Origin of the sequence: Providencia sp. wls1916 (assembly GCF_009706585.1) — a bacterium.
GTDB lineage: Bacteria > Pseudomonadota > Gammaproteobacteria > Enterobacterales > Enterobacteriaceae > Providencia > Providencia lanzhouensis.
The window spans coordinates 35,235-52,057 of sequence record NZ_WLUL01000013.1; the positions used below are offsets into that span (position 1 = coordinate 35,235).

6 protein-coding genes are annotated in these 16,823 nt (G+C 40.4%); 2 read left to right on the forward strand and 4 right to left on the reverse strand.

What is annotated here, in order from left to right; genetic code table 11:
• Positions 1–672 precede the first annotated feature (672 nt).
• Positions 673–1,947 carry a C4-dicarboxylate transporter DcuC gene (dcuC, locus tag GKR61_RS08305; RefSeq protein WP_036949897.1) on the forward strand — a complete coding sequence of 425 codons (1,275 nt, stop codon included), beginning with the start codon at positions 673–675 and terminating at the stop codon, positions 1,945–1,947.
• Positions 1,948–1,962: 15 nt separating this feature from the next.
• Positions 1,963–3,228: an amidohydrolase gene (locus GKR61_RS08310; RefSeq protein ID WP_036949898.1), complete on the forward strand. Its 1,266-nt coding sequence runs from the start codon at positions 1,963–1,965 to the stop codon at positions 3,226–3,228.
• A 68-nt stretch (positions 3,229–3,296) separates the two neighbouring features.
• Here GKR61_RS08310 and GKR61_RS08315 read toward each other — a convergent pair whose 3' ends face one another.
• From GKR61_RS08315 to GKR61_RS08330, 4 genes are all read right to left on the reverse strand, one after another.
• Positions 3,297–4,538 carry a Zn-dependent hydrolase gene (locus tag GKR61_RS08315; RefSeq protein WP_108478659.1) on the reverse strand — a complete coding sequence of 414 codons (1,242 nt, stop codon included), beginning with the start codon at positions 4,536–4,538 and terminating at the stop codon, positions 3,297–3,299.
• A gap of 398 nt (positions 4,539–4,936) precedes the next feature.
• Entirely contained in the window at positions 4,937–6,763 is a 1,827-nt protein-coding gene (locus GKR61_RS08320) for an FUSC family protein (protein WP_154639722.1), read from the reverse strand.
• Between the two features lie 222 nt (positions 6,764–6,985).
• Positions 6,986–7,270, reverse strand: coding sequence for a helix-turn-helix domain-containing protein (locus GKR61_RS08325; protein ID WP_154599839.1), 285 nt, complete (start codon positions 7,268–7,270; stop codon positions 6,986–6,988).
• A gap of 912 nt (positions 7,271–8,182) precedes the next feature.
• Complete coding sequence (locus GKR61_RS08330; RefSeq protein WP_154639723.1) at positions 8,183–16,549, reverse strand: Ig-like domain-containing protein; 8,367 nt, start codon at positions 16,547–16,549, stop codon at positions 8,183–8,185.
• Positions 16,550–16,823 lie beyond the last annotated feature (274 nt).

Genomic DNA, 16,823 nt, shown 5'->3' on the forward strand with positions numbered 1-16,823 from the left:
CTAGTCTGTAGCGTAACTGGAAAGGGCGTGAGGCGGTAAACAGCTTGATGGGGTGAGATAAAGTCACGATAAAAACCAGCGGTTAGAATAGCCAATGATACAAACAAAAAACGTAAAATTAAGATAAAAGACTTCCGAATGTGTGGGTATCAATGATTCGTTTTTTTTATTTATATTTATTCAATAAAATATAATGTTCAAACAAATTTTAATATTTTATTTATTATTACGCATTTAAATTGTTGATTGGAATTTATTACTCCTTTTTTTGAGTAAAATATGATTTTAATCTAAATGAGAATCGATATTTATAAATCTAATTATTTACGTAATTTAATATTTAATTATTTAATGAGTAAAGAGTAAAAAAAGAGTTTCAATATTACCAAAATGATAACAACGTTAATTTTATCGTCATTTTGACGGAATTTAATGTTTCTTGCTGGTTGATCATGATTATGTTTTTAAAGGATATTTTTTAATTTTGAATGATTTTTTTATAGTAAACATCGCGCTGATCACAAAATGAGGGTTAATTTCCAGATAGGGAATTAAAATTGATATCCCTCAATTAAATAAAACAATTAAAGTTCACAATGAATTACCAATTAAAAATTCATTCTTTTCTTTATTTGTTCTATCTATTTCTCCAGGGAATAAAAGAGGTCAGTCATGATAATACAAATTATCGCGGCATTAGTTATCGTTGCTACAATTTATCTTTTAATTAAAAAATATGAAACTCGGATGGTATTAATTGCTGCTGGGCTAGTACTCTGTATTATTAGCCTCGTGCCAATGGATGCCTTAAATGCATTTAGCGAGCGCATGGTTTCGGCTCCGCTGATCCAAGCCATTTGTTCCAGTATGGGTTTTGCCTATGTTATGAAATACACCAAGTGCGATAAACATTTAGTACTGGTGCTATCTCGTGTTCTGACTCGACTGGGTTTTTTCCTGATCCCCGCAGCAGTCGTACTGACTTTCTTTATTAATATTGCGATCCCTTCTGCGGCTGGATGTGCCGCCGCGGTTGGTGCGACATTGATTCCGTTACTGATTGCTGCACGTATTCACCCAGCTATTGCTGGTGGTGCTGTGCTGTGCGGTACGATAGGTTCTATGCTAAGCCCTGGGTTGTCACATAACCCATTTGTGGCGCAGATGTCGAACATGAGTATTGTTGACTTAATTGCTCGCCACGGACCATACAGCTTAGCAGTTGGAGGCATCGCTGCCGTTTCCTTAGCTATCGTTGCTTTAGTGAAAAAAGAGTACAACATGAAAGCGGTTGTCGAAGTGAATGGCACCGCGGGCACAGAACAAAATGCAGCGGCAGAACAGCCAAATTATCTTTACGCGACAGCGCCGTTTATTCCATTAATCCTATTAATTCTGCCATTTATGGATGCGCTGAAAGCGTATCAAATTAGTGTGCCAGCAGCGATGGTCATTGGGGCAATTTATGCGTTAGTTATCACGCGAACTAACCCTTCAACCATTACTAAAGAGTTCTTTAAAGGGATGGGGAATGCCTATGGGGATGTTCTTGGGATCATCATCGCTGCTGCAGTTTTCTCTGCGGGTCTCAAAGCATCTGGCTTAATTGATTCCTTTATTGGTTTTCTGATCCACTCTCCTGAATTTGCACGTTGGGGAGGGACATTGGGCCCATTCTTAATGGGAATTATCACGGGTTCAGGTGATGCGGCCGCGTTTGCTTTCAACGAAACGGTAACACCATTTGCCCAGCAATTTGGTTATGAAATTCCTGATTTGGGGATGGCTTCTGCAATTTCAGGCGCATTGGGTAGAACCATGTCACCGTTAGCAGGTGCGGCTATCGTCTGTGCAGGTTTAGCCAATGTGAACCCGATGGAAATTGTGAAGCGTACTGCGCCTGGCATGATTGTTGGGGTGATCTTCATTGCGCTCATCATGCTTTAATTTTAAGGAGATAACATGTCAAATATTACATTAGAACAACTGACTCAATGGCGTCGTGAATTCCATCAATACCCTGAAATTGGTTGGTCTGAGTTTTTAACCACAGCAAAAATCGTTGAAGAACTGCGTCGTTTAAACTTGGACGTCAAAGTGGGTCCGCAGGTGATCAATCCTGAATATGCCTTTGGACGTCAACAGAAAGTGGTTGATAAAGGTTTAGCGGTGGCGAGAAAGCACCAAGTTGATGAAAATCTGCTGGCTGAAATGCAGGAGCTGACAGGGTGTGTTGCCATTTTCGATAGTGGCAAAGCAGGACCGACAATCGCACTGCGTTTTGACATTGACTGTGTCGGTGTGACAGAAAGTACTGATGAAACCCATCGCCCAAAAAATGATAATTTTAGCTCTTGTCATCCTGGTGAAATGCATGCATGTGGTCATGATGGGCATATCGCGATTGGTTTAGCGGTCGCGCATTGGCTAGTAGCAAATAAAGAGAGCTTATCTGGCAAAGTAAAATTGTTATTCCAACCTGCGGAAGAAGGCGTTCGTGGTGCGAGAGCGATGGCTGAAAGTGGCATTGTGGATGATGTGGATTATTTCTTAGGGGCGCACTTAGGGTTCATTGCCAATAGCGGTGAAATTGTGATTAACCCAACCCATTTCCTCTGCACAACAAAACTGGATTTTCGCTTCAAAGGTGCACCATCCCACGCAGGAGCAGAGCCTGAATTGGGACGTAATGCGCTAGCCGGCGCTTGTCATGCTACAACGCAAATGTTGGGAATTTCAAGACACGGTAAAGGAATGTCGCGCATTAACGTTGGGGTACTGAATGCCGGTGAAGGGCGAAACGTGACGCCATCTTATGCTCAAATGCAGATAGAAGTCCGCGGCGAAAATGAAGAGATTAACCGCTTTATGAGCGAAAATGCGATTCGCATGGCAGAAGGCTCCGCACACAGCTTCCAGCTAGAAATGGAAAGTGAAGTGATGGGAGAAGCGGTTGATTTAACCAATGACCAAGAGTTGATTGACACCTTGGCTAGTGTGGTAGGGCAACATGGGGAATTAACTGCAGTAGCGACTCGACCGTTTGGTGGTAGCGAAGATGCCACTATTTTGGCAAAACGCGTCCAGCGTCACGGGGGTAAATCTCTGTATTTTGTTGTCGGTGCTGACAGAACCGCAGGGCATCACCAAGCTAATTTTGATTTTGATGAAAAACAGATGTTAACAGCCTATCAGCTGTATACCGGATGTTTGGTGTCATTAATGTAATTTTTTGGTGATAGGAAAAAGCCGCTGAGAGAGCAATCTCCCAGCGGCTTTTCTATTTCGCTAAGGCTTTATTTTGCTAATGAATACAGGGTATCTTTCAATAGATTAGCGGCAATAATGATGTCGTCGAAATCAGTGAATTCATCAGGGTGATGGCTAATTCCATTTTTTGATGGTGTGAAAATCATTGCGGTTGGGAATTTTTGGGCGAGATTCATAGAATCATGACCCGCACCGCTCAACATGGTCATATAACCGATGTTTTGTTCAAGGCAATGCTGTTCAATACACTGACAAATCTCGTTATCTAATTTCACTGGTGCTTCTGCTGAAATTTCACGAATTTGAATCGAAACATCGTTGTCTTGTTCAGATTTTCTAATGGAATTTTTCAAGTGAGTGGCAACGCGGGCAATACTTTCTGGTTCAATGCCGCGAATATCAACCAAGAAGTTCACTTCACCGGGAATAACGTTCATGGAATTTGGATATACATTGAGTTTCCCAATGGTACCGACGGTTCCCCATACAGATTCACGGCAAGCCGCTCGGTTCACATCGCTGATTATGGCGGCGCTGGCCACTAATGCATCGTGGCGTTGGTACATTGGGGTGGCGCCGGAGTGATCTGCATGCCCTGTAACCTGAACTTGGAAGCGGGTTGGAGCGGCAATTCCGTTCACAATTCCCACTGATTTTCCTTCAAGTTCAAGGCGCCGACCTTGTTCGATATGCATTTCGATAAAAGCTGAATAATGGTTATCAGCCAATTCGCACTGTTCAATTTCGTGGCTTGGATAACCAAGGCTATCGAGGACATCGAAAAAGCTGCGTCCATCATCATCTCGGTTGAGAGCCCATTTTTCACGATCAACTTTCCCAAGTAACACTTTGCTACCAATACAGGAAAAACCAAATCGGCTGGATTCTTCCGCCCTGAAAATGACGAGTTCAAGGGAGCGGGATAATTGCTGTGGCTTAAACTGCATCAGCGCATAAAATCCTGCCACGACACCAAGTGTACCATCATAAGCACCACCATTAGGAACCGTGTCCAAGTGAGAGCCAGTGCCAACAGCAGGCAAATCGGGATTTTTTCCCGGTAATCGGCAAAAAATATTCCCTATCGCATCTTGGCGAACAGTAAACCCAGCTTTTTGCATGGTTTCTATCATGTATTGGTGTGCCAATTGGTCTGTGGGTGTATAAGCCAAACGTGTCACACCTTTATTTTCAGGATAAACAGTAAAGGATGCTAATTTTTCAAATAATAATTTCATTTCATTAGTAGAAAATAATTCCCTAGTCATGAAAACCTCTTTCATAAATTGTAATCAGATATATTTAAATGTGTTGGAATAAATAGGATTGAAAATAAAAAGCAGAAAAGTATAAAAATTATTATGAGTACTACTATGCAAATAGAAATGGAGTAAGTCAAACAGAAGTATGAAAAAAAGAAGGTTGCATGATATTTATCAAATTACTGATATTAAACGAAAATATAACAAATTTTACGTTTGTAACAGATTGAAGTTATTAAGGGTTAATTTAAATATTTTTTAAATTAACCCTCGATTTTTTCATTATTTATTGATGATATTTTGGGGTTCTATAATTTAAGTAAGAGATTTATTTTTTTTAATCAATTTAGAACGGTAATTTATTTTATTGTTTTCAATCTCTCGCTGATTGTTATTTTTTATATTCAATTGTTAGTTTCTAAATAATGCAAGTAGAGATGAACATCATTATACAATTGACGTAATTCAGCACTGTTTTGTTGTCTACGTAATAGTGTTTTCAACAGGCGGTGAATTTTTTCAACATTAGGCTGTGGGTGCTGCAAACGTAAAACGAGTCCTTTTAGGGCTCGATTGTGTGATTCAGAGGTAGAAAACTGTTTATAAACTTGCATCAGATTGAGCCAAATAGCGTGGCGAACGGCAAAAAATTGTATTGTTCTATCAAATGGATAATCACTTTTACGCGCCAATATTAACCCGCTAAATAGGCGATGGCTCATCTGTGATGTTGATGGTTTTTGTCCGGTAATAATCTTATTAAGACCTAATTTAAATTGTTGTTCACTGAGTAAAATAAGGTTTTGGTAACGTTTCTTCGGATTTGTTGGGTAAATCCAATAAAAAGCCCCCATCGCGACTAACGGTCCACAAATAATGGCGATGGCATTACCGAGGCTTTCTGGAAAACTTAAGGTAAAAGGGTAGCTTGGTTGCAGTAAGATCAAAGAGACCATGATGTAATCAAAGGCAATTAAAATCAGTTTTTTGTGGGCAAAAACCAAAATTCCACTGATGATGACGGGCACAATGAATAAGGTCATTTGCCATGATGATGATGCAAATGGCCATAGACACCAAGTACAAATCAACGCGGCAAGTGCTCCGAAAGATTGTCCTGTGAAGATGTTTTTCATAAACCTAGCGGGGTAATCGAGGGATGCGAACAGAGCGATCATCACCGATAACCCGAGAGTTAAATATGCCAGTGCTTGCCACTGGGTCACTAGCCAGAGTAAGCCTACGGTGGCAATGGCAACGAACGAGCGCGCAAAAGCTTGCCAAGCAGCAATGCGATCATGGTGGAGCTTTAGCTTATCTACCCGGTATTTTGCCTTGATAGCTAACCCTTTTGACACGTAAAACAGTGGGATAAGAAGATTTTTCAATACGCCATTCGGGCATAGGGATAGGATATGTTTCCATTGTAATTCAGTCGGTTGTGTTGCTGGGAATGGAAATGCAGCTATCCCTTTAAACGTATCAAGTTGTAGCAAAATCTGGCTTTGCGCGAGTAGTTGTTGGCGGGCTTTTACGACTTGTTTACGGTGATAACGCCATCCAATACGGTTGGCTTCTAACTGCTCATCATAGGCGGCCATTTGCTGCCATAAGATGTCAATGTCCTGTTGTTCAATAGACTCTTTTCTATATAAAGAACGGTGAAAAATCTGGTAAAACTGCTGATCAATTTGTTGTTTGAGCGCGATGATAGAGGCTTGTTCTCGTTTAGGGGTAAATAAAAAGTTAAACAAAACTGCGCATAATACGCCAACTAAAATAGTCCAAAATCGATCCCATGCAACGGCAAAAATATTATCGGTGGCATGAACGCTAAGCATGCTCACCATCACCGCTGAGTAACCTGCCAAAAAAGTACCGTAGGCTACAAAGCCTTTTTGTAGCTGTCCGATACCGCTACATGCACCTAACCACCCCGCTAAACTGATCACAAATAATAATGGGCTGATTAGGTGAATTTGAATGAGAGCAATGCCAGCAACGACACCAATAACAGTACCTGCAAAACGCCACCAACTTTTTTCTAATAAGTTTTCACGCCAAGGTTGCGCGGAAGCCCATACAGTCATTGCTGCCCATTGGGGGTGAGTAAGTCCTGCATATTCAGCAATAAATAGTGCAAGAATGGATGCGCAGGCGGTGATTATTGCAAAGCGTAAACGGTCAGAATCAAATCCGAATCGCTGTATTAATGTAGTTGGCTGTGACATGGTTTTTCGCAGATGGGTGAATAAAACTGCGTATAGGGTAGTGCTTGTGGTGATAAATCGCAAACAGAGGTGGAAAGCGCCAATATTGGAAAACAGAGCTCGAGGTAAAATAAAAAGTAAAAGCCTTAAAATAGGCTTTTACTTTTTATGCAAGAGCATCATATATGGACTTTTTTAAATCAAAAAATAGTTGAAGTTAATACGGAATACCGATTACGCATATTATGCGTAAGATTCAACTGATTCTTGGATTTTATTTTCGTATTTAGTATCTTGATTGTCTTGAAATACATCACAAAATATATCACTGATATTAACATCTAATATTTTTTTTACTCTAGCTAAGCAATCAATATCAATACGATTAACACCTCGTTCATAACGGAATAGTTGTTGTTCACTGATATTGCATTCTCGTGCTAATTGAAACACAGTATAACCTTGAGACTTTCTTAATGACTTGATTTTTTGTCCGACAGCATAAGCGACAGGAAATTTTCTATTCATAAATATTCTCTATTAAATTATATTGTTGAGATAACAATCAATGTGAATTTTCAGATTTTATAAAAGTGATTTAATATAATCTGCGCATTTTAATTTTGGGCTAAATATATAGTGACCCTCAAGTGCCACTCACTGAATGATATACTATCCTTATAATTGTTTTCAATTAGTCCCAAAATGACGTCTAAAATATCTACATGTTTACGATTATTAATTTTAAATATTTAACTAAAGAATTATTTTTTCATTTTCAATGGCTTAAATTTAAATTCCTGCAATGTTATAACAAATGTAAATTTTAGTGTATTGTTTTTGATCAATGTAATTTATTGTTAATTTTGATTAATTCAATATATAAACCCAAAAAAATAGAAAATAAAACATTAACAATACAGGATTTCTATATTTAATCTCTGTGATTTAGCTTAATTGTTTTTGGTTTTTGATTTATTTTATAAAGACATCAATCTAGGAAGATCGTTATTTGATCAATTTTTTTATGATTTTATGAAATATGTATATTCATGGCATCTTAATAAAGATCAAAATATTTTGATTTCTATTTTCTTTTTTTTGTTTCTAACGTGATAGTTATTTTAGTATCAAAGATTTGGTGAGCAAGTCGGAGGTTTGTATGATGATTAAAATTAAAACTTTGCATTAATCATTTTAAGTCAAATAGTACTAAATTGTCTGCCACTTTAGTAGTAAAGGATTTCCGATTTTAATCTTTGCAGTATAAATATTCGTTATACGGCTATCAATAAAGTAATAAATTTCAGATTATGATTTTCGCATATTTTAAAAACCTCCAAGATCTTACGTGTATTTACTTAGTGATTGTAATTTGTTGAACGAGGTAAAGCGGGAGGGTAATAAAAAAACAGGGTGCAAAGCACCCTGTGGAATAAGTTAATAACCACTCCAATAGAATGGGGTTTTGAGTTCAGACTGTAGACCTGCAAATTCTAATATTGTGGTGAGCTTTCCGCTACCATTATGATTCATATAACATTCATCTTTTATTGGCTGATTGCTAATCTGTGAGTAACTGTACTCGTATGTATCTAGACCATTAGTGGGTTTTGTCAGCGTTGGATACGTTATTCTATTTGAGCCAAATGATTCGTTCCCGCTATATTCAGACTTCAATATCTGATGGCTCACCTGAATATTCTCTAATAGCTGTTTTCCTGATAACCCAATCTGTACTTTAGGAAATATAATCGCTTTACGATGGTTGTTGAACCAAGAAATGCTAGTAATTGGGTTACAACGATTAGCGTTATCGACTACGTCGTCTCCAACAATGTAAGCGAAAGTCCTATAGCTAATAGATAAGTTTCCGATATCTTTGGGTTCAGTTATAACAATAGGAACATCAACAGCTTGGATTCGGTTTTCAATTTTATGTTGGGACTTACCTATTGCAATAATTTCAACTTTAACTTTTTGGTTCGTTTTCAAGTAGCTTTGCTTTGGCTCATAGGTATTTGAACGCGGACCGCTAGTCACTGATGATGTGGCGCTATCTGTCCCACCATCTGGTTTTGTTATAACGATTTTGACATCGGAAGGCATATCAAAATCACTTGTTCCTGCGACAGACCAGTTAACTGTTAGGTTATCGTCGGTATAAACAGGGGACCAATAAGCCGAATTAGTTTCTTGATTGCCATTATTGCCATAAGAGATTGAATTTATAGTAATTGCAGGCTTCGTGTACACCTTGACCTTATAATCACCGCTACTTTGCTCAAAGTAATCATTGGCTTTTACTGTCATGGTTAAATTGGCTTCGCCTTTGCCTAGGCTTTGAATCGAGCCATTTTTGGCAATATTAACGACATTATTGGCTCCTGAATTCCATTCAATATCTGCTTTAGGTGGGATAGCTACACTGGTTTGTTGTAGGTTAAAAAGATTACGCTGATCCGTGATTTCTTGTTCTTTCTGGTTAAAATTCACATTAAAACGTGCTTTTGCGAGGTTATAGGTAATATCTTGGCTTTCAGAAACAAACTGATCTGTCTCTTTGGAACGCACGGTCAGTTTTGCTACTCCAGGCTTGACCTGAGTAATTGCACCAGAAACAGAATCTATTTGAGCGATATTGGTATTTTGGCTGACATATTCGAGAGGAATGGTAGTGACATCCGTATTACCGAATGAGGTTTGAATATTGTGAGCTTGGTTATCTGACCAAATTGTGGAAATAGTGTCTGCACTGGTTAATGTCAAGTTTGGTTTGGCTTTTTCAACATCCACCTCATAGCTAGCCGCTGCGGATTTATATATACCATTTCCATCGATACGCGCCCAAATTTTGGTGCGTCCCGCTTTTTTCAGTTTAACTTTCCCTTGCTGGTCAACGGTAGCAATACTGGTGTTATCACTGGACCAAACAGGTTGAGCACCGTTTGGCAACCCTTTAACAACCTGACCATTATTTACGGCGGAAGAGTAAGTCAGACGCTGTTGCATGTTGTCAAAACGTAGTGTTGGGTTAATGGCATCGACTTTGATTTCAATCGGGTTAGCAATGGTTTGATTGCCCACTTTTGCCGTGACTTTAGCGGTGCCTTGCTTCGTCGCAGTGGCTGTTGCACTGTAGCTGCCATCTTGGTGATTGGTGACTGGACTGATAGTAAAATCCTGAGCAGGGACATTACTTGTAATATCAACCGTTTCATTCAGTAAGGCGTTGCCAAAATCATCTTGCAATTTAACCGTGAACAAGGTGCTTTCAAGCCCATCTGGACCAATATCAGTTTTAGTGGTCGTAAAGGTAGAGTTAGTGATGTTTACAGTACCGGCAAGGACGTTAACCACACTGGCTTTTTTATCTTCGCTTGCGGAAAGTGCTGCTGTCATCACTAATGCACCTACGGTATGGCTGGTGACCGAAATTTTAGTGTTACCGTTAATATCCGTTATTGATGAGTGTGGGAAAGGTTCTGCTTTACCCTGTAAGTGCCATGAAACATTCACCTGCGGCACTGGGTTATTGAACTTATCCACAATTTTGGCGGTATAAACTACGCCTTGGGCATTACCCGCCTGAATGTTATTGGTGCTGGTATCTAAGCTAGTGATTACGCTGGTGGCTTTGTCACTAGTCACATTCAACGTTAAGGTTTGCGATAATGCACTGCCGTTGAGATTGGCTGATAATATGGCAGCGCCTGTTTTATCACTGCTCACAACGGCGTGATACACCCCTGCCGATGGCATCGTTACTGGAGCAATTCTTACCTCATTGTTATTACTACTGATTTGAATAGCAGATATTTGATTGGTTAATAAATTACCAAACTGATCCTTTAATATCAGTTCAACCGTCGCAGGTTGACCCGCCACAATTGTGGTAGGGGTTATATTGAATACTGTTTTACTGGTATCAATCGTACCTTGTGTAAAGGAGATAGTTGGGGCGGTTTTAGTATTTTGCGATGTTAAGTTAACGGTAATATTTGCATAACCCACATCACTACGTTGAACGGTAACTTCGCTGCGTCCATTAGCATCGGTGGTTGTCTGGTTATCCGAAAGCTGGCTGCCATCGTTAGCCGTCCAGAATACGGGAATACCTGCGCCGAGCTGATTGCCGTTAGCATCTTCAAACTGGGCGCTGATAGTGACTTGATTACCGACGGTTTCAGTTGTTTTTGAAACCTTGATATCACCACGTACCTGTGCGCTTTGTGCGTCAGCAATCACAGTCAGAGGGGCTTTCTGGTTCAGAGTCACACCATCAACCAGGACGGTAATGTCTGTATTACCTGCTTTGGTACTGTGTAACTTCGCACGATAGGTTCCTACAGGTGTTACCTCTGTGAAAGTCGGTGAGTTTGCTAAGCCCAAATCAGTTGAGTAATCTAGCGTGATTTTATTCGCCAAGTTACCCAGTCGGTTATCAATATCATCTTTCAGCGTAACGGTAATTTCAGTTTCACCTGTTGCTGCTGTTAATGATGGCGTGCTCAGAGCAACAGTGGAGGCGCTGCTAGAAACGTTCCCCGCTAAGAACTCGATATTTTGAACGGTTTGCTTAGTATTTTGACCTAAAATGGCGGTTACGCTGCCTTTTCCAGCTTGTGTGCTAGTTAAAGTAATTTGGGCAATACCGTTATTATCTGTATGGCTAACGGGTTGTGATAGCTCACCAACATCACTACGCCAACCAATCGCAATACCCGCAGGTGCCAGATTATTGGTGGCATCTGTAATGGTTGCTTGTACGGTAATGCGGCTGATGCCATCAGCAGGAACCGTAGCCTGACTGGTGATGTTCATATCCTTGATGAGCGCAGTGGCGCTGTCCGCGATTAAACCGAGGCTTTTTTGTTTAGAAACAGCACCATTTTTAGCAGTAATATCAATGGTATCTGCAAGATTACCACTTACTTTAACTTGGTATTCACCTGTGTTAGCAAGCTCTTTTGAGTCCGTGAATGTAATGGCATTGTTGTTACTATCCCAATCAATTCTTTGCCCTGTAACTGGGTTATTCCATTGGTCACGTAAGGTCAACGTTGCTGTTGCTTGTTCACGGTTATTCGCCACAATAGTTTGTGGTTTAATTTCAAAGAAACTATTTAGTGAGTTTGCATCGCCTGCAATAAATTGAATTTTTTCCTGTGCTTCACGGCGGTTAAGCAGTTGTGCAGTGACCGTCGTTTCTCCTGCGATATAGCCCGATAGTTCAACGGTCACTTGCCCTCGATTATCAGTACGGGTTGTATTTACACTTAGCGTGTTGTTATCACTGAGCCAAGTTACTGGTGTTTCAACTAATGGGTTGTTCAGGTTATCGACGACGGTTGCTGTCAGTAATACTTTTTGGGCTTGTGGTCGAATTTGCACTTGGTTAGCTGATGATGCAATCGTCACTGTCGCGGTCGTATTATCAGCGACCGCTTTTACGGTGCTCGAAATCGGTTGTTGGTTACCGTTCGCTAATACTGCTGCAACCATAATATTGTTGGCAGCTTGGGAGGTAGACAGCGTGGCGAGAACCAATCCATGGCTATCTGTTTTAGAGAACGGTGTGATTACGGTGAGTTGGGCACCATTGTTCGTCTGTAATTGAACATCTACACCTTCAACAGGGTTGCCGTAGTTATCTTCCACGAAGACATAAACATCGGTTTTATCCACGCCATTAGCCACAATAGTTGATTTCTTGACGTTTAACGATGTGATTTGAGCTTGGGCTTTATCGGCAACAAAATGAATTTCTTTGGCCATTTTCCCATCGCCATTTGTTGATGCTGTCACGATCACCATTTCAGCTTTTGTGCTGGTAATGGTAGTGGTCGTTTCCCCTTGGGCATTGGTTTTGGTTTTTGCTTGGCTAAATTTCACTTCTGATGCACTTAAGTTAGATAGCCAGTCGGTATCAACATTAGAAATAGGGTTGTTATTCGCATCCACAATTTTTGCTGTATAAGTGACGGTCATTTTGCCATCAGCGAGATACTGATTTTTAACTTCTGGTATGACTGAACTGACTTTCGCCGTCTGTATATTTGCCGTAAATACAACGGTTTTATCAAACGATTTTCCACCGACAGTCACCGTAATTTTTGCATCTCCTGCTTGCTTGCTGGTGATGGTGGTTTTTGCCACACCTTGGTTATCTGTCATCACCTTTTGGTCAGCCAGAGAACCGTTATTGGTTGCAAATTGAACTTCAACATTTGGAACGACGTTGCCATTAGCATCCGTCACGGTGATCGCAATTGGATTGCCTGTTACACCATTCGCAACGGATGTCATTGAGCCAACAATGATATCTGTAGGTTTAATTGTTGCAGTGGTTGAATCCGGTAAAAACGTAAGGCTAATGTCTTGTGATGTTGCGTTAGGTGTTGCCGCCGTGATCAGGACATCACCTGAAACGGTACTGGTGACTTGAGTCGTAGCAAAACCATTGGCATCAGTGATACTGCTGATTTCAGAGAAGCTAACCTCATTGCCGTTCTTATTTGATGTCCAATTAACCACGGTATTTGGCAGCGGGTTATTATTGGCATCTACAATCTGTGTTTTGACTTCAAATGGCTTATTACCATTGGCAATTTGAGGAACGGTATTGGTTGTCGGTTTCACAACCTGTGGAGTGTTTTTATCTCCAACAAATGAGATAGTCTGTTTAACATCTTTGCCATCTACGGTAATCGTCACGGTAGCATCTCCAGCTTTATCGCTGGAAATAGCGGTTTGTGCGACTCCTTGGCTGTTAGTGGTCACTTTGCTATCAGCTAATGTTCCTTTATCTGTAGCGAATGCGACCTCAACATTTGGAACTGGGTTGCCTTTTGCATCCGTCACAGTAATAGAAATGGTATTTGCCGAGTTGCTGTTCGCGACAGTGCTTGTCTGGGATACATGAATATCATTCGATTGCACCGCAGCTGTTGTGGTATCAGGTAAGAAATCCACTTTTACTTCTTGTGGTGTAGCATTCGGTGCTGTGGCGGTAATGATGATGTCCCCGGTCACGGTACTGGTAATCGTGGTGGTTGCTAGACCATTAGCATCGGTTGTGGTGGTTTGTTGCGTAAACTGAACATCATTGGCGTTTTTATTTGAACTCCAGGTCACGACCGTATTTGGCAGCGGGTTATTATGGGCATCGACTAATTTCGTGGTGATTTCAATCGGTTTTTTACCATCGGCGATTTGCGTTATCTGGCTGACGGTTGGCTTTGCGATTTGTGGTGTTGATTTATCTCCCACAAATTGAACTTTATGTTGGATGTCTTTGCCATCCACAGTAATCGTCACATTCGCTTCACCCGCTTGCGTACTGGTTATTGCGGTTTGTGCAACTCCATTAGCATCCATTTTTACGAGAGTATTGGCGAGAGTTCCTTTATCCGTTGCGAATTGTACATCGACATTTGGTAATGGGTTGCCAAATTGGTCGGTAATGGTGATAGATACCAGATTGGGTTTTTTCCCGTCAGCAATCGAACCATTTTGAGTAATGTTAATATTTTGCGGTTTCAGCACTGAAGTGGTGGCATCCGGTATAAATGTTAGCGTGACGTCTTGTGGAGAGCCATTTGTTGGTGTTGCCGTGATCGTGACTTCACCAGCTAGTGTGCTGGCGATTAGAGTGGTGGCATAGCCGTTGTTATCCGTTGTGCTGCTCACAGGGGTGAATATCACTTTTTGCGGATCTTTGTTGGAGCTCCAAGTCACCACACTATTAATGATAGGGTTACCATTCGCATCTTTAAGCTGTGTTTTAACTTCAATAGGTGAATTTCCGTTAGCTAACTGGGGCGTTTGCGTATTGGGCGTGGGCTTTGTAGCTTGAATTGTTGCCGTATCTGCAACAACGGTCACTTTAATTTCAGGGAAGACAGCATTACGGGCTTTGGGAACCAGTATAAAGCTTTCAGGCTTAGTGCCTGCGGTTAACGTCGCTTCATATTGTCCAGCTGCTAAGCGGGTAAATGGGCTTATGGCGGTGTACTTGGCTGGTGGAGCTGCTTTTAGCCCTTTAGCTGGCATCGCTCTCTTCACTTTTCGAGTTGTTGCTCGCTCAAGCGTAATTTCTTTAGCTGCGAGATCAATGACATTTCCAGCTTTATCTTTAATGGATAACGACAATTTTTGGCTGCTTTTACCGTTAGCGATTAAATCAATTCTGCTGGATGAAACGACACTTTTTAGGGTGTGAATAGCTGGTTGAGTAACAGAAACTCGGACAATAGCTTTGGAAGAGGTATTTCCTTTCTTGTCGATGGCAATGGCAGTAATGGCGTAATTGTTCGCATTTTTGATATTTTTATAAGAAGGCAACACAAGGCTGTATTGACCATTTTCATTGAGTATGTGTCCGCCTGCGGCAACCAGTGCTTGAGCATCCCATTTTATGTGACTTAACCCATATTTGCTGGTCACTGTGAAATGTAAAGGGATCTTTTCCCCTGCGTAGCCCGTGATAGAGTCCGTTATGTTTAGGTGGATGACGTCATTTTTTTTATAATCCAGAACGATATGGTTGTTACGACTGACGAAATCATAGCGATTGCCCATCAATGAACGAAATGCATTGACGGATTCCGGATCCAAATGTTGCTTCAAGCTTTTGCCAAATTGGTAGTTGAGTTGTAAACCAATTCGCGAATCTTTCTTGCTGGCTTTTCCTTGGCGATGTTCCGCATTGAATGTGATTAATGGAACCGGAGTATAGTTAAGACCGATATTGATGGAATACGGATCACGTTGTAAATTTTTGGTGCCGAATAGCGCAACATCATCACCATAATATTGTTCGTAAGTGAGCTTTCCACCAATATGTGGATAGGTAGGTAACCAACCCTCTGCGCGGAGATCCCATCCATTAGATGGTCTAGCTGAATGATCGGTTAATTCTCGGGCATTGCGCCAGCTGCTAAGACGATGGTAGCTGTTACCTGACAATTTTAAGAAGTCACGACGATATTCAACACCTAATCCTAAACGAGAATGACCACGTGAAATATCGTAGTCAAAGAAGGTATTTCCGCCAACCATTTGATTTTCACCATACCAACGTGCCCCAAAGCCGAGGTTGGTTTCAATGCGCTGTTCTTGACGATGAAAACTACCTTGAGTAAAGAATAAACTTTCTTCGTTTTCATAAATTGGCAGCAGCAAATCAATTTGCGAATTTTTTAATGAAAATTTCTTATCCGCAACCAGCTTTATTTGTGAGCTACCAAAATGATTAAACCAATCTTGTAGATAGCTGCTTGCTGTGGTTGTGATTATCTCTTGGGTAAATGCTTTGGTTTTGTGATGATTAGGCTGCTTTGTAAAAAATTGGCCCGCTTTGGAAACAAACTGCGGCAGTTTAATTTCTTCTTCACTCGATGCTTCTGGTGGAATATAAACAGGTTTTTCGTTTTCCCATTCTAAAGTTGGTAACGGCGACATAGGAATATCTAGCTCATCGCCGGCTTTTAGGGTCTCGAAACTTTGAGAAAATGTTCTAAATTGATTAAGCTTACGTAATTGCTCCAAACTTATATTATATTTTTTGGCAATACTCTGAGTTGTTTCTCCCACTTGTAGTGTATATGGCTGAGTTTCTCTTAAAGTAAGCGTATTTTTTTTGGGTAATAAAAACGTGCGTTGTTGATGGTTTTGCTCTGTAAATGCATTGGCTGCGACAGGTGCAAAAACTGATACTAAAGGAAAACTAATCTGCGTTGCAATATTTATCCACGCAATAAATGTAACATGATAAGGAATAAAATCCTTAGACTTGCGATTCATTAAGGAACTCCGAGAATATAGGGTTAATTAAATATCGTTGATGAGTATTTTAAAAATCCCTGATTTATAACAGTCCTTAAGATTTTCACAGTCATTAAAATAAGCTGCCAATACTCAACATCATTCGATTTATATTTGAATGAAGTATATTTACTTTTTTAAGATCTATTTTTTGAATAATTTGGAATTTTTCTTCAAAGAAAAGTAATTCCAATGAATTCTAGTGATGACTAATTCTTTGTTGTGTCGATTTATGCATTTAGCAATTTTTCAT

What these genes read in the sequence shown, in the direction of transcription:
- dcuC (WP_036949897.1), top strand. Translation starts at nt 673, where the DNA reads ATGATAATACAAATTATCGCGGCATTAGTTATCGTTGCTACAATTTAT.
- GKR61_RS08310 (WP_036949898.1), top strand. Translation starts at nt 1,963, where the DNA reads ATGTCAAATATTACATTAGAACAACTGACTCAATGGCGTCGTGAATTC.
- GKR61_RS08315 (WP_108478659.1), bottom strand. Translation starts at nt 4,538, where the DNA reads ATGACTAGGGAATTATTTTCTACTAATGAAATGAAATTATTATTTGAA.
- GKR61_RS08320 (WP_154639722.1), bottom strand. Translation starts at nt 6,763, where the DNA reads ATGTCACAGCCAACTACATTAATACAGCGATTCGGATTTGATTCTGAC.
- GKR61_RS08325 (WP_154599839.1), bottom strand. Translation starts at nt 7,270, where the DNA reads ATGAATAGAAAATTTCCTGTCGCTTATGCTGTCGGACAAAAAATCAAG.
- GKR61_RS08330 (WP_154639723.1), bottom strand. Translation starts at nt 16,549, where the DNA reads ATGAATCGCAAGTCTAAGGATTTTATTCCTTATCATGTTACATTTATT.